Source organism: Geodermatophilus sp. URMC 63 (assembly GCF_053502565.1).
Window position 1 is genome coordinate 643,522 of the sequence record NZ_CP199956.1, and the last position, 13,814, is coordinate 657,335.

Sequence of the window (13,814 nt, forward strand, 5' to 3'; positions counted from 1 at the left end):
CCGCGGCACCTCGGACGTAGGGAGAGCTTCCTATGCCTCGGGGTCGGCGGCGGCGGGCTCGGGGTCGGGGGCGCGGGTGACCGACAGGCGGGCGATCCGCCGTCCGTCCAGCTCGAGCACGGTGAGCGTGCGCCCCTCGGCCTGCACCGCGTCGCCGACGTCGGGCAGCCGGCCGAGCTCGGCGAGCACGTACCCGGCGACGGTCTCGTAGGGCCCCTCGGGCAGCCGCAGGCCGGTGACCTCGGCGAAGTCGTCGAGGTTGAGCAGCCCGTCGACCTCCTGCGGCCCGCCGGGCTCCTCCGCCCCCTCGGGGACGACCTCCGCGTCGTACTCGTCGTAGATCTCCCCGATGACCTCCTCGATGAGGTCCTCGAGGGTGACGATGCCGTCGGTGCCGCCGTACTCGTCGACGACGACGGCGAGGTGCTGGTTCTCGCGGCGCATCTCCGACAGGGCGGTGAGCACGCCGGCGGTGCCGGGCAGCCGCTTGACCTCGCGGGCCAGGTCGCCGACCGTCGCCGCGCGGCCGGCCGGGTGGCCGGGCAGCAGCAGGTCGCGCACGTGCACGAAGCCGACGACGTCGTCCTGGTCGCGGCCGGTGACCGGGTAGCGCGACCGGCCCGACTCCGCGACCTGCCGCGCCGCGCGGCTGACCGTCGTCGAGGCGTCGAGGAACTCCACCTCGGTGCGCGGCGTCATGACCTCGCGCACCTCGTGGTCGCCGGCGCGGAAGACCTCGTCGATGAGCCGGCGCTCGTCGCTGCTTAGCGACTCGTGCGCGGCGACGAGGTCGCGCAGCTCCTCCTGGCTGATCGCCTCGCCGCTGGCCCGGGGATCGCCGCCGAGGAGCCGGACCAGGACGTTGGTCGACGCCGACAGCAGCCAGATCACCGGCCGGGACAGCGCGGCGATGGCGTCGAGCGGGCGGGCCACCAGCAGCGAGAAGCCCTCGGCGCGCTGCAGGGCCAGCCGCTTGGGTGTCAGCTCCCCCACGACCAGCGACACGTAGCTGATCGCGACCGTGACCAGGACGAGCGCCAGCGGGTCGGCGACGCCCTCCCCCACGCCCCGCCGCACCAGCCAGTCGCTCAGCGGTTCGGCCAGCGTGCTGGCACCGAACGCGGCCGACAGGAAGCCGGCGAGGGTCACGCCCACCTGGACGGCGGCGAGGAAGCGGTTGGGGTCGCCGAGCAGGCGGGCCAGCGCCCGGCCGCGGCGGCCGCGCTCCGACAGCGCCCGGACCTGCGCCTCCCGCAGCGAGACCAGCGCGATCTCCGCTCCGGCGAAGACGCCGCCGACCAGCACGAAGACGACGACCATGACGATGTCCAGCCAGACGTCGCTCACCGGCGGGGCGCTCCTCGGTGCTCGGGGGGATGGCGTCTCGGGGTGGTGGCCGGTGTCCATGCTGCCGGGACGGCCGGCCGGAGCTCACACCGGCATCCGCGCCACGTCCGTCCGTGACCTCGGTCACACCACCCTGCCGAGGAGCGGCTGGCTACGGTTAGTCTTCACTAAATCACACGTAGTGACATGTCGACTCCCGTGAGGTCTCCCGTGCACCACCGCCGGCCTTCCCCGCCGTCCGCCCGTACCCGCGGCGTCCTCGCCCGGCTGATCAGCCTGCCGCGGTTCCTCCTCGCGCGGCGTGGCGCCCTGCCGGCGCTGCTCGTGGCGCTCGTCGTGGCCGGGATCGCCCTGCTCGCCCCGCTGCTCGCCGCGGGCCGTGGCGGCCTGACGACGGCCGAGTCCGCGGCGACGGGGTCCACGCGCACCGCGGACGGCGGTCACGCCCGGCGCACCGGCGTGGTGGAGATGGGCGTGGACGGCGAGCGGTCCGCGCCGGGGACGACGGCCGGGTCCGGTCCTCGGAGGACGTCGTCGGGGTCGGCGTCCGCCCGGGCGTCCTCGGCCGGGACGTCCCGCGCCGGCGGGTCCTCCGCCGGCCCGGGAACGTCGACCGCGGGGTCGTCCTCGGGGGATCCGTCCGCGGCGGGTCCGCCGGCGACCGGGACCTCCGTCGCCGACGGATCGCCCGACGCGTCGTCCACGGCGGGGACCTCGACGGGCGGCGCCTCGTCATCCGGGACTTCGTCGTCCGGGGGCTCGTCGTCCGGGGGCTCGTCGTCCGGGGGCTCGTCCGAGGACGCGGCGCCCGGCACCTCCTCCACCGGGGACTCGGCGGCGGGCACCTCGTCGGCGGGCAACGCGGCTGCCGGGCCGCAGACGTCGTCCAGCCAGACGCCGTCCGGCACTGCGACCTCACCGTCCGCCACCTCACCGTCGGCCACGTCGGCGTCCGCCACCCCACCGTCCGCGACGAGCAGGTCCCTCCCGGCGGCCGCGGCTCCGGCCGGTGCGGAGGCCACGGTGTTGACGCTGGTCAACCAGGCCCGCGCCGACGCCGGGTGCGGGGCGCTGACCGCCGATCCGGCCCTCGCCGCGGTGGCGCGTGCCCACAGCGCCGACATGCGCGACCGCGGGTACTTCTCGCACACCACCCCGGAGGGCCTGTCGCCGTTCGACCGGGCCCGGGCCGCCGGGGTCGGCTACGCACGGGCCGAGAACATCGCCCAGGGGCAGCCCGACGCCGCCGCCGTCATGCGGGCCTGGATGGACAGCCCCGGCCACCGGGCCAACATCCTCGACTGCTCGCTCACGAAGCTCGGCGTCGGCGTCGCGGAGGGGTCCGGCGGCCCCTGGTGGACCCAGCTCTTCGGGGCCTGACCGACGTCCACGCCGCGCCGAACACGTGCTGAGGGCCCTCTCGCGACCGTCGAGGGGGCCCTCAGCGTGTGTTCGTCTCTACCAGCCGGCGCGCATGCAGGGCCCGGATGCGTGCCGCCAGCTCCCTCGGGTTCCGGAGGTCCTCGACCGTCACGTGCAGGACGACCCATCCCGCGGCGACCAGCCGGTTCAGGCGCCGCCGGTCGCTGAGGAAGGCTCGCCGCCCGCCGTGCCAGAGCCCGTCGTACTCGATCGCGATCTTCAGGTCGGGGTAGGCGAGGTCGACCCGGGCCACGAAGCCCTCGTCGTCGAACACCCGGACCTGTGCCGTGGGTGCTGGGAGCCCGTCGCGGGGCAGGAGCAGGCGCAACCGGGTCTCCTGGGGCGAGCCGGCCAGGCCGTCGGCGAGCGCGGCGGCTCGTCGTGCCCGTCCACTGCCCCGGCAAGGCCGGAGCGCCCGGACGGCGGTCCGCACGTCGTCCAGCCGCACCATGCCCTCGTCACAGAGGCGATCGAGAAGGATGACCGCGTCCTCCTCCGTGGCGGCCCACCGGATGAGGTCCACTGCCGTGTCCACCCGGCTCGAGCACGGCCACCGCCCTCGGCGGACCAGTTCCCGCCCATCCGGTGACGACCGGACCTGGACTCCGGGGCCCGCGTTCCACCGGGAGCCGGTTTCCAGGATCACCTCGACCGGATCGTCGGGAGTCGCGATGCCGGGAACGCCCCACAGGGTCGCGGCGCTCCGGCCGGTGAACCCGGCGCCCGCGGGCAGCACGAGCCCGACCGCGCTGACCAGTAGCCGGTGCGTCACAGGGAGCGCCGAGTCGGCGTACACGTCCTGCCGCAGCCGTCGCCAGGCGGAGCTGCGCAACTGCTTCCGCGTCAAGAGGCCCTGCCGGACGACCGCGCTCCCTCGGAACACCCGTCCTCGGAGGGCCGGCGGGCGCGCAGGTGGAACCGGCACGCCTGCCACCCTGCCGCGCCGGGCGGTCCGCAGCGGCGCCGTCCACAAGCCGCAGACACGGCAGTGGCCCCCTCGCACTCGTCGAGAGGGCCACTGCCGTGTGTTCGTCACCCGCGCAGGGTGACGGCCTCAGGTCTCAGGCCATGGCCTTCTGCAGGTTGCTGTCGATGGCCGCCAGGAAGTCCTGGGTGGTCAGCCACGGCTGGTCCTTGCTGATCAGCAGCGCGAGGTCCTTGGTCATCTGGCCGCTCTCGACGGTGTCGATGCAGACCTTCTCCAGGGTCTCGGCGAACCGGGTGACCTCGGGCGTGTCGTCCAGCTTGCCGCGGTGGGCCAGGCCCCGGGTCCAGGCGAAGATCGACGCGATCGGGTTGGTCGAGGTCTCCTTGCCCTGCTGGTGCTGCCGGAAGTGGCGGGTCACCGTGCCGTGGGCGGCCTCGGCCTCGACCGTGCGGCCGTCGGGGCTCATGAGCACCGAGGTCATCAGGCCCAGCGAGCCGAAGCCCTGCGCCACGGTGTCGGACTGCACGTCGCCGTCGTAGTTCTTGCAGGCCCAGACGTAGCCGCCCTCCCACTTGAGGGACGCGGCGACCATGTCGTCGATGAGGCGGTGCTCGTAGGTGATCCCGGCCTTCTCGAACTGGTCGGAGAACTCGGCCTCGAAGACCTCGGCGAACAGGTCCTTGAACCGGCCGTCGTAGGCCTTGAGGATCGTGTTCTTCGTCGAGAGGTAGACCGGGTATCCGCGCTGCAGGCCGTAGTTCATCGAGGCGCGGGCGAAGTCGCGGATCGAGTCGTCGAGGTTGTACATCGCCATCGCGACGCCACCGCCGGGCGACTGGAACACCTCGTGCTCGATCGGCGCGGAGCCGTCGGCCGGCTGGAAGCTGATCGTCAGCGTCCCCTCACCGGGGAACTTGAAGTCGGTGGCGCGGTACTGGTCACCGAAGGCGTGACGGCCGACGACGATCGGCTTGGTCCAGCCGGGCACCAACCGCGGCACGTTCTGCATGATGATCGGCTCGCGGAAGATGACGCCGCCGAGGATGTTGCGGATCGTCCCGTTCGGGGAGCGCCACATCTTCTTCAGGCCGAACTCCTCGACCCGCGCCTCGTCGGGCGTGATCGTCGCGCACTTGACGCCGACGCCGTGCTGCTTGATGGCGTTGGCGGAGTCGATCGTGACCTGGTCGTCGGTGGCGTCGCGGTGCTCGATGCCCAGATCGTAGTACTCCAGGTTGACGTCGAGGTACGGCAGGATCAACTGGTCCTTGATGAACTGCCAGATGATCCGGGTCATCTCGTCGCCGTCGAGTTCGACGACGGTGCCCTCGACCTTGATCTTGCTCACGTCAGACATTCCCTCTCCACAGCTCCGGCCCCTCGGGCCGGAAGTCGGTCACAGGTCGGCCGTCACAGGTCGGCCACGTCGGCCTGCTTGGCCCGCACGGCCTCGGCCGCCTCGCGCAGGCCGGACAGCTCGCTCTCGGACAGGTCCCCCTCGACCACGCGGCGCACCCCCTCGCGCCCGATCTCGGCCTCCACGCCGAGGTAGACGCCGGAGATGCCGTACTCGCCGTCGACCCACGCGCACACGGGCATGACGGCCCCGGAGTCCTCGATGACGGCCCGGGCCATGCGGGCCGCGGCCGCCGACGGCGCGTAGTACGCCGACCCGGTCTTGAGCAGCGCGACCACCTCCGCGCCGCCGTTGCGCGTGCGGTCCACGAGGTGCTCGATGCGGTCGGCGGCGAGCACGTCGGCCAGCGGCTTGCCGTCGACGGTGCAGCGCGAGGGCACCGGCACCATCGTGTCGCCGTGCGAGCCCAGCGTGAGGGTCTGCACCGAGGACACCGGGACGCCGAGCTCCTCGGCGACGTTGTTGGTGAAGCGCGCGGTGTCGAGCATGCCGGCCTGGCCCATCACCCGGTTCTTGGGGAAGCCGGTGGCCAGCTGCGCCAGCGCGGTCATCTCGTCGAGCGGGTTGGACACGACGATGACGACGGCGTCCGGCGAGCTCTGCGCGACGTTCTCGGCGACCTGGCGGACGATCTTGGCGTTGGTCTCGATGAGGTCCATGCGGCTCATGCCGGGCTTGCGGGGCAGGCCGGCCGTGATCACCACGACGTCGGACCCCTCGGTGCCCTCGTAGGAGCCGCCGCCGACCCCGAGGACGCGCGTCTCGAAGCCCTCGATCGGCCGGGACTGGTTCATGTCGAGGGCCAGGCCCTCGGGCTTGCCCTCGACGATGTCGGTGAGCACGACGGTCTCGAAGACGTCGTACTCCGCGAGGCGGAGGGCGGTGGTCGAGCCGTAGAAGCCGGCACCGACGACGGTGACCTTTCCGTTCCGGGTCTGCTCTGCCATGGGCGTCAACCTAGCGCCGTGGGCCGGGCGCCGCGCTCCGCGGTCCGTGGCACTCAGTCCCCCGGCACGGCGAGGGTCAGGGCCGACAGCAGGACCCCCGTCCCGGCCAGCAGGACGACGTCGACCGGGCGGCTGCGGACGGCGAGGAAGCCCACCCGCCGCACCGGCAGCACCAGCCGCAGCACCCCGGCTCCGACGAGGGCGAGGCCCACCACGAGCAGCCCGCGCCGCCAGTGCTCCAGCGCGACCATCGCCAGGCCCACCGCGACGGCCACGAGCACCGCCAACAGCGGCAGCTGGCGCAGCAGCCCGGCCAGGAACGGCCGGCGGGTGTAGAGCGGCGGTCGACTCATCAGGCCGTGAGCGCCTCGACCCCGGCGGCCCGCTCGGCGGCCAGGACGACGTTCTGCAGCAGCATCGCCCGGGTCATCGGGCCGACCCCGCCCGGGTTGGGCGCCACGTACCCGGCCACCCCGACGACGTCCTTCGCGACGTCCCCGGCGATCTTCCCGTCCACCCGGCTGACGCCGACGTCGAGCACCGCCGCGCCCGGCTTGACCACGTCGGCGCCGATCAGGCCGGGCACCCCGGCCGCGGCGACGACGACGTCGGCGGTGCGGACGTGCGCGGCCAGGTCGCGGGTGCCGGTGTGGCACAGCGTCACGGTGGCGTTCTCGGAGCGCCGGGTGAGCAGCAGCCCGAGCGGCCGGCCGACGGTGATCCCCCGGCCGACGACGACCACCTCGGCGCCGGCCACCGGGACGCCGTAGCGGCGCAGCAGCTCGACGATGCCCACCGGCGTGCACGGCAGCGGCCCGTCGACGCCGAGGACCAGCCGGCCGAGGTTGACCGGGTGCAGGCCGTCGGCGTCCTTGGCCGGGTCCATCGCCTCGAGGACGGCGTACTCGTCGACCTGCCGCGGCAGCGGGAGCTGGACGATGTAGCCGGTGCACGCGGGGTCGGCGTTGAGCTCCTCGACGACGGCGAGGACGTCGGCGAGCGTGGCCGTCTCCGGCAGCTCGCGCTGGATGCTGGCGATGCCGACCTGCGCGCAGTCGGAGTGCTTGGCGTTGACGTACCAGCGGCTGCCCGGGTCGTCACCGACGAGCAGCGTGCCCAGGCCGGGCCGGTGCCCGGCCGCGGTCAGGGCCGAGACCCGTGCGGTCAGCTCCTGGCGGATGGTCGCTGCGGTCGCCTTGCCGTCGAGGATCGTCGCGGGCACCCGGACAGTGTGCCGGAGGCGTCCCCGGGGCAGGTCCGACGGTCCTACCCTCGCAGGCGGGAGCCGCAGATCCCGCACCGCGACCTGCACTGCCGACCTGCACTGCCGACCTGCACTGCCGACCTGCACTGCCGACCCAGGAGAGCAGATGACCGAGCGCGACCCGTCCACCCGCCAGGTCGGTCCCGTGCAGCCGGGCGACGACTGGCGGGAGCAGACCACGCCGGGCATCCCCGCCGTCGGTGGCGCTCCGGCGGTGACCCCCGGCGCGCACGGCCCCACCCCGCCGTGGAGCGGCGCCCCCACGGCACCGGACTACTCCACGAGGCCGGTGCCCGTCCGCCGTCCCGCCTCGCTGGCCGGGCTGCTGCTGATCCTGGCCGGGATCGCCGCCGCGGTCAGCCTGGCGCTCCGCTGGCTGCGGGAGCCCGGCGACATCGGCTGGGACCTGGTCACCCGCGGTTTCGACGAGCTCGGCGGCGGGTTCGTCAGTCTGGTCGACTCCGGGTTCTGGCAGCCGCTCGCCGTGGTGCTCGGCGGCGGTGTGCTCCTCGTGCTCGGCCTGCTGCTGTGGCTGCCGGCGCGCACCCACCGGTTCCTCGGCGTGCTCGCGCTGTTCATCAGCCTGCTGGCACTGGCCGCCGTGCTCGTGCCGTTCGCCTCGGCGGACTGGGACCCGCGCGCGTTCTCGCTCGGCTTCTGGTTCGCCTGCGCCGTCGGCGTCCTCGGGCTGCTCGGCGCCCTCACGGCCATGCTCGCCGGCCCCCGGTACCGCTGACGCGACGACGTCATCGGCCTACCGGCCGACACCGCGACGACCCCCGCGGGGCGGCTCACCTATCCCTCGACCAGGGCTCCGTACGACGTGGCGACCTGGACGGCCTGGACGAGGTCGAGGCGGACGCCGGTGAGCTCGAGGGCGCGCCACGGCAGCGCCTCGGTGGCGGCGCCGCGCAGGTCGCTGCCGCGCAGCTTCGTGCCGACCTGCATCCGCGCACGGTCGAGGTCGGCGCCGGTGAGGTCGCACTCGCGCAGGTCGGCGTCGGTGAGGTCGGCCTCGCGGAACCGCTGACCGGACAGGTCGCTGCCCGAGAGGTCCACGCCGCGCAGGGAGGTCCAGCTCCAGTCCGAGTCCCTCGTCGTTAGCGGCCGCAGCACCGCGCCGGGGAACTGCGAGCCGGTCAGCTTGCAGCCCTCCCAGACGGCGTCGATCAGCCGCGCGCGGTCGAAGCGGCAGGACAGGAACGCCGTCCCCCGGTGCCGCGAGCCGCTCATCCGCACGCCGGTGAGGACGCAGGAGTCGAAGACGCAGCGCCGGGTGACCAGCTCGGTGAGGTCGGCGTCGTCGAAGCGGCAGCGGGTGAACGTGACGCTCTCGAGCTCCGCGCCCCACCAGTCGACGCGGGCGAGGTCGGCGCCGGTGACCTCCGCGCCGGCCTCGGGCGGCCGGACGTGCGGTTTCGATCCCGGCATCAGTGGGCGAAGTGGCGGGTCCCGGTGAGGTAGAGCGGGACGCCGGCCGCCCGCGCCGCCTCGACGACCTCCTCGTCGCGCACCGACCCACCGGGCTGCACCACCGCGCGGACTCCGGCGTCGAGCAGCACCTGCAGGCCGTCGGCGAAGGGGAAGAACGCGTCCGAGGCGGCCACCGACCCCGCGGCCCGCTCCCCTGCCCGCGTGACCGCCAGCCGGGCGGCGTCCACGCGGTTGACCTGGCCCATGCCGACGCCGACGGTCGCCTTGTCGTGCGCCAGCAGGATCGCGTTGCTGCGCACCGCGCGGACGCTGCGCCAGGCGAACACCAGGTCGTCGAGGCCGGCGGCGTCCAGCGGCTCCGCGCACGCCAGGGTCCAGGTGGTGGGGTCGTCGCCGGGGGCGTCGATGCGGTCGGCGCGCTGCAGCAGCAGCCCGCCGCCGACCGGGCGCAGCTCGACCGCGGGCCGGTCGGCCTCGGGCAGCCGCAGCAGCCGGATGTTCTTCTTCGCCGTCAGCACCTCGACGGCGTCCTGGGTGAACGACGGCGCGACGACGACCTCGGTGAACACGCCGGCCACCTGCTCGGCCATGGCGAGGTCGACCTCGCGGTTGGCCGCGATCACGCCCCCGAAGGCCGAGACGGGGTCGCAGGCGTGGGCCTTGCGGTGCGCGGCGGCGATGTCGGTGCCGACGGCGATCCCGCACGGGTTGGCGTGCTTGATGATCGCCACGCACGGGTCGGTGTGGTCGTGCGCGGCCCGCCAGGCGGCGTCGGTGTCGACGTAGTTGTTGTAGGACATCTGCTTGCCGTGCAGCTGCTCGGCGTGCGCCAGCCCGGGCTGCCCGCTGCGGTAGAGCGCCGCCTGCTGGTGCGGGTTCTCGCCGTAGCGCAGCACGTCGGCGCGCTCCCAGGAGGCACCCACCCAGGCCGGGAAGCCGGTCTCGTCATCGGGCGCGAGGACGCTGCCCATCCAGGAGGCGACGGCGATGTCGTAACTGGCGGTGTGCCGGAACGCGGCCACGGCCAGCCGCTGCCGCTGGGCCGGGGTGAAGCCCCCGCCGGCGACCGCGGCGAGCACGTCGCCGTAGCGGGCGGGGTCGACGACGACGGCCACCGACGGGTGGTTCTTCGCCGCTGCGCGCACCATCGCCGGGCCGCCGATGTCGATCTGCTCGACGCACTCGTCCGGAGTCGCGCCCGAGGCCACCGTCTCGGTGAACGGGTAGAGGTTGACCACCACCAGGTCGAAGGCGGCGACGCCCAGCTCCTCGAGCTGCTGCACGTGCTCGGGCCGGCGGCGGTCGGCGAGGATGCCGGCGTGCACCGCCGGGTGCAGCGTCTTCACCCGGCCGTCGAGGCACTCGGGGAAGCCGGTGACCTGCTCGACGGGCGTCACCGGCACGCCGGCGTCGGCGATCCGGCGGGCCGTGGCCCCGGTGCTGACCAGCTCGACGCCGGCGTCGGCCAGGCCACGGGCGAGCTCCTCGACACCGGTCTTGTCGTAGACGCCGAGCAGCGCGCGGCGGACGGGCGTGCGGACCTCGGCCCCGGCGGGCGTGGTCTCGGTCATCGGGGGGTCTCCTCCGTCGTCCCGGTGACGAGTCGCGCCACCGTCTCCACCAGGAGCGTGCGCTCCACGGCCTTGATCCGTTCGTGCAGGCGGTCCTCGTCGTCGCCGGGGAGGACGGGGACCTCGCGCTGGGCCAGCACCGGGCCGGTGTCGACGCCGGCGTCGACCAGGTGCACCGTGCTGCCGGTGACCTCGGCGCCCGCGGCGAGCGCGTCGCGGACGGCATGCGCGCCGGGGAAGGCCGGCAGCAGCGCGGGGTGGGTGTTGACCAGCCGGCCCTCGTAGCGGTCGAGCACGGCCGGCCCGACGATCCGCATGAACCCCGCCGAGACGACGAGGTCGGGGCGGTGCTCGGCGATGGCGTCGGCCAGCGCGCGGTCCCAGGCGGCCCGGTCGGGGAAGTCGCGCAGGCGGCGCGTGGCGGTGGGCAGGCCGCGGCGGCGGGCGTGCTCGAGACCCGGGGCGTCGCGGTCGCTGAGGACGGCCACGACGTCGGCCGGGTAGCCGGGGTCGTCGGTGGCCTCCAGCAGCGCGGCGCACAGCGACCCGGTGCCCGACAGCAGGACGACGACCCGTGCCCGCGGGGATCGTCCGGGGTCGGGCACGCCGCCGACCCTATAAGGACCCCCTTGCCCCCCACCGTTGAAGGACCCCGTCCCCCTCACCGTTCGCAGGCTCACGGCGAGCCTCTGGACGGGGCCGGCGGCGGGACCCTGCAAGGGGCCGGGAGGCCGGAACTCTCTCAGCTGAGGGAGCGCCAGCGCGCGACGGCACCGCCGACCGCGGCGGCGACACCGGCCTGGGCGGCGATGAACAGCGCGGTGGCCACCGGCGGCGCCCCGACGTCGGCGAGGGCGCCGTCGCCGAGCGAGCCGCCGGCCACGGCGACGACCACACCGGCCGCCAGGCCGAGCAGTCCCCCGGTGAGGACGCCCCACAGGCCGGCGACCACGGACCCGCCGTCGTCGTCGGTCAGGCGCCGGCCCAGCGTGGTGCCGGCGACCAGGCCCGCGAGCGCGGGCACCGCCTGGGAGACGAAGGCCAGCAGCGGCACCGCCCGGGTGTCGGGCAGCGCGGCCAGCAGCGGCAGGGCCGGCACCGGGCCGAGGCTGATCCCGTGCACCGACACGACGGTCGCGGTGCCCACGGAGAACCCCGGGCCGGCGGCGACGCCGAGCGCCGCGGCGGCGGCGTTGGGCAGGAGCAGCGCGCCGAGGGCGAGCAGGCCGACCGCGCCGGCGCCCGAGCCGCCGAGGGAGCGCGCGACGGCGGCGTAGCCCGCGGCGTCGGCGGCCAGCGCGACGGCGACCACCGCGGCACCGAGCCCGAGCGCGGTCAGCAGCCCGGCGAGCACGGCGGGCAGCACCGCCCGGACCGCGCCGGGCAGCCGGTCGAGGACGGCGTCGAGCAGGCCGCTCTCGCGCAGCACGCCCCACCCGGTGGCGACCGCGGCGAGGACGGCCGGACCCGCCGCGCAGCGCAGCAGGTCGGTGCGGGCACCCGGCCCGTCGACGGCGAGTGCGAGCAGCACGGCGAGGAGGGTGTGGACGGCGACGACGGTCCCGGCCACGCCGGCAGCCGCGCGACCGCCCACCGGGTCGACCGCCCGGACCACGCCCCGGGCGGCGCGGCACAGCCCCCACGCGACGGCGACGGTGAGCAGCAGCGGGGCGAGCACCAGCGGCCCCGACGGCAGCACCAGCGCCCCGCCCTGGGCGAGCAGCCACAGCTGCCCGGCCACCCGGGCCGAGCCGCCGACCGGCAGTCCGCCCGACGGGTCGAGGGTCTGCACCACGAGGACCGCCAGACCGAGACCGACCAGCCCCAGCAGCGACACCGCGAGCGTGGCGGCGGCGGCGAGGGCGACCGGGTACCAGGGCCGCCGGGCGTCCGGGTCGCGCTGCCCGGGGAAGGGCAGGCGGGTGAGCAGGGAGACCACGTCCCCACTCTCGCAAGACCCGTCGCCGGACGGGCGCCGCACGCGCCGAGCAGCCCCCGGCGCCCGCTCCGACGGCGCTCCGGACGACGGCGAGGACCGGGCTCAGCCGGACGTGGGTGCGATCCCGGTCAGGACCCGCCCTGCCCGGAGGCGCTGGAGCCACCGTGCTGACCGGGCGCGTGCTGACCGGGCGCGTGCTGACCGGGCGCGTGCTGACCGGGCGCGTGCTGACCGGGCGCGGGCTCACCGGACGCGTGCTCACCGGACGCGTGCTGACCGGACGGGAGCTGCGCCCCCGGGTCGGCCGCCGGCGACGGCGTGGCGGGCTGGGTCGGCTCGCCGTTCGCCTCCGGCTCCCCCCACGACGGGCCGGGCTGAGCGAACTGCCCGGGCTCGGTCGACTGCCCGGGCGACGACGGGCCCGGGTGGGTTCCGGCGCCGGCCACCGGCTGGGCCGCCCAGGGCGCCGCGCCGGCGGGACCACCCGGCGACGTCGGCCGGCCGCGCAGCTCGGACAGCAGCCGCAGGACCGCGAACACCGTGGCGGCGGCGACGACCAGCAGCGCCAACAGCCCGGAGACCGGGAAGTCGACGTCGGTCAGCGTGGCCACCTGGAGGAAGGCGACGAGCGTGAGGAGCAGGGCCAGGCCGGTGAGACCCACCGTGACCCAGCTGCGCGGGAACCCCAGCTGCAGGTCCACGAGGGCCGGGAGCAGCGCCCACACCGCGGCCACGAGCAGCAGGACGAAGGCGACGGTGACCAGGCCGCTGGAGGTGAAGCCGGAGAAGCTGTAACTGACCGCCGGGACGTCGAAGCCGGGGATGTCGAAGCTGTCGCTGGAGTAGCTGACCCAGGGCAGGAGCGCCAGCACCAGGTAGGCCAGTGCGCTCACGGCGACGACGTGGTCGGCGAGCCTCAGCCGCTCGAGGTCGAAGCCGACGGCCGGGCGGCCGGGGCCCGCACCGTGGAGCGCCGCGCCGTAGGGGGACGGCTGCCCGAGGGGCTGGTACTGCCCGTAGGGCGCACCGGGGACCGACGGCTGCCCGTACGGCTGGTACTGGCCGTACACCTGCTGCCCGTGGGGCTGGTACTGCCCGTACGCCTGCTGGCCGTACGGCTGCTGGCCGTACGCCTGCTGCTCGTACGGCACGCCGTAGGCCGGCTGCCCGTACGGCTGCTGGCCGTACGCCTGTTGTCCGTACGGCTGCTGGCCGTACGCCTGCTGCCCGTACGCCTGCTGCCCGTAGGCAGGCGGCTGCCAGTAGGGCTGGTCGTAGGACGACGGGGCGTGGGACGACGGGGCATGGGACGACGGGGCATGGGACGACGGGGCGCCGTACGGCTGTCCCAGCGGCGGCTGGCCGGAGGGCGGCGGAGCGACGGGAGGCTGCTGCCCGGAGCCCGGCTGACCCTCGGGGCCCGGCTGCCCGGACTCCTCGGGCCGCTCGGAGGGCTGGCTGGACGTCATGGATCGACTACCTCTCGTCACATCGGTCGGAGCGACGCGGATGCTCTCCCCCGCCACGTCCTCGTGCAACCACGCC

At 75.0% G+C, this 13,814-nt stretch carries 14 protein-coding genes; 2 read left to right on the forward strand and 12 right to left on the reverse strand.

Annotation, left to right across the window (positions count from 1 at the left end; genetic code table 11):
- Positions 1 to 30 precede the first annotated feature (30 nt).
- Positions 31 to 1,347, reverse strand: coding sequence for a hemolysin family protein (locus ACWIZO_RS03030; protein WP_448641073.1), 1,317 nt, complete (start codon positions 1,345 to 1,347; stop codon positions 31 to 33).
- A gap of 440 nt (positions 1,348 to 1,787) precedes the next feature.
- Positions 1,788 to 2,369: a hypothetical protein gene (locus tag ACWIZO_RS03035; RefSeq protein ID WP_448641074.1), complete on the reverse strand. Its 582-nt coding sequence runs from the start codon at positions 2,367 to 2,369 to the stop codon at positions 1,788 to 1,790.
- 1 nt (position 2,370) lies between these two features.
- Between ACWIZO_RS03035 and ACWIZO_RS03040 the strand changes: the two genes are divergently transcribed.
- Positions 2,371 to 2,727 carry a CAP domain-containing protein gene (locus ACWIZO_RS03040; protein WP_448641075.1) on the forward strand — a complete coding sequence of 119 codons (357 nt, stop codon included), beginning with the start codon at positions 2,371 to 2,373 and terminating at the stop codon, positions 2,725 to 2,727.
- Between the two features lie 61 nt (positions 2,728 to 2,788).
- Here the strand turns inward: ACWIZO_RS03040 and ACWIZO_RS03045 are convergent, their stop codons facing one another.
- The 5 genes from ACWIZO_RS03045 to ACWIZO_RS03065 all read right to left on the reverse strand — a co-directional run bounded on the left by ACWIZO_RS03045 (position 2,789) and on the right by ACWIZO_RS03065 (position 7,283).
- Entirely contained in the window at positions 2,789 to 3,304 is a 516-nt protein-coding gene (locus ACWIZO_RS03045) for an endonuclease domain-containing protein (RefSeq protein ID WP_448641076.1), read from the reverse strand.
- A 526-nt stretch (positions 3,305 to 3,830) separates the two neighbouring features.
- Positions 3,831 to 5,054: an NADP-dependent isocitrate dehydrogenase gene (locus ACWIZO_RS03050; RefSeq protein WP_448641077.1), complete on the reverse strand. Its 1,224-nt coding sequence runs from the start codon at positions 5,052 to 5,054 to the stop codon at positions 3,831 to 3,833.
- A 53-nt stretch (positions 5,055 to 5,107) separates the two neighbouring features.
- Positions 5,108 to 6,061 carry a malate dehydrogenase gene (gene mdh, locus ACWIZO_RS03055; RefSeq protein WP_448641078.1) on the reverse strand — a complete coding sequence of 318 codons (954 nt, stop codon included), beginning with the start codon at positions 6,059 to 6,061 and terminating at the stop codon, positions 5,108 to 5,110.
- A 53-nt stretch (positions 6,062 to 6,114) separates the two neighbouring features.
- Entirely contained in the window at positions 6,115 to 6,414 is a 300-nt protein-coding gene (locus tag ACWIZO_RS03060; RefSeq protein ID WP_448641079.1) for a DUF3017 domain-containing protein, read from the reverse strand.
- Complete coding sequence (locus ACWIZO_RS03065; RefSeq protein WP_448641080.1) at positions 6,414 to 7,283, reverse strand: bifunctional methylenetetrahydrofolate dehydrogenase/methenyltetrahydrofolate cyclohydrolase; 870 nt, start codon at positions 7,281 to 7,283, stop codon at positions 6,414 to 6,416. The genes ACWIZO_RS03060 and ACWIZO_RS03065 overlap by 1 nt, the downstream gene beginning before the upstream one ends.
- A 148-nt stretch (positions 7,284 to 7,431) precedes the next feature.
- Between ACWIZO_RS03065 and ACWIZO_RS03070 the strand changes: the two genes are divergently transcribed.
- The gene (locus ACWIZO_RS03070; protein WP_448641081.1) at positions 7,432 to 8,061 is read left to right on the forward strand and encodes a hypothetical protein; all 630 of its coding nucleotides are present in this window, start codon (positions 7,432 to 7,434) and stop codon (positions 8,059 to 8,061) included.
- 59 nt (positions 8,062 to 8,120) lie between these two features.
- On the opposite strand, the gene ACWIZO_RS03075 is transcribed toward ACWIZO_RS03070, so the two are convergent.
- The 5 genes from ACWIZO_RS03075 to ACWIZO_RS03095 form a co-directional block, all read right to left on the reverse strand.
- Positions 8,121 to 8,756, reverse strand: coding sequence for a pentapeptide repeat-containing protein (locus ACWIZO_RS03075; protein ID WP_448641082.1), 636 nt, complete (start codon positions 8,754 to 8,756; stop codon positions 8,121 to 8,123).
- Positions 8,756 to 10,330, reverse strand: coding sequence for a bifunctional phosphoribosylaminoimidazolecarboxamide formyltransferase/IMP cyclohydrolase (purH, locus tag ACWIZO_RS03080; RefSeq protein WP_448641083.1), 1,575 nt, complete (start codon positions 10,328 to 10,330; stop codon positions 8,756 to 8,758). Before purH ends, ACWIZO_RS03075 begins: the two co-directional genes overlap by 1 nt.
- Complete coding sequence (gene purN, locus ACWIZO_RS03085) at positions 10,327 to 10,935, reverse strand: phosphoribosylglycinamide formyltransferase (RefSeq protein ID WP_448641084.1); 609 nt, start codon at positions 10,933 to 10,935, stop codon at positions 10,327 to 10,329. The genes purH and purN overlap by 4 nt, the downstream gene beginning before the upstream one ends.
- A 137-nt stretch (positions 10,936 to 11,072) precedes the next feature.
- A complete protein-coding gene (locus ACWIZO_RS03090) occupies positions 11,073 to 12,269 on the reverse strand; it encodes a cell division protein PerM (protein WP_448641085.1) in 1,197 nt (398 codons plus the stop codon).
- Positions 12,270 to 12,397: 128 nt separating this feature from the next.
- Positions 12,398 to 13,738: a hypothetical protein gene (locus ACWIZO_RS03095; protein WP_448641086.1), complete on the reverse strand. Its 1,341-nt coding sequence runs from the start codon at positions 13,736 to 13,738 to the stop codon at positions 12,398 to 12,400.
- Positions 13,739 to 13,814: the final 76 nt, after the last annotated feature.

Excerpts from the sequence above, each read along its gene's own strand:
- ACWIZO_RS03060 (WP_448641079.1), bottom strand. The coding sequence starts at position 6,414 with ATGAGTCGACCGCCGCTCTACACCCGCCGGCCGTTCCTGGCCGGGCTG.
- ACWIZO_RS03050 (WP_448641077.1), bottom strand. The coding sequence starts at position 5,054 with ATGTCTGACGTGAGCAAGATCAAGGTCGAGGGCACCGTCGTCGAACTC.
- ACWIZO_RS03095 (WP_448641086.1), bottom strand. The coding sequence starts at position 13,738 with ATGACGTCCAGCCAGCCCTCCGAGCGGCCCGAGGAGTCCGGGCAGCCG.
- mdh (WP_448641078.1), bottom strand. The coding sequence starts at position 6,061 with ATGGCAGAGCAGACCCGGAACGGAAAGGTCACCGTCGTCGGTGCCGGC.
- purH (WP_448641083.1), bottom strand. The coding sequence starts at position 10,330 with ATGACCGAGACCACGCCCGCCGGGGCCGAGGTCCGCACGCCCGTCCGC.
- ACWIZO_RS03070 (WP_448641081.1), top strand. The coding sequence starts at position 7,432 with ATGACCGAGCGCGACCCGTCCACCCGCCAGGTCGGTCCCGTGCAGCCG.
- ACWIZO_RS03075 (WP_448641082.1), bottom strand. The coding sequence starts at position 8,756 with ATGCCGGGATCGAAACCGCACGTCCGGCCGCCCGAGGCCGGCGCGGAG.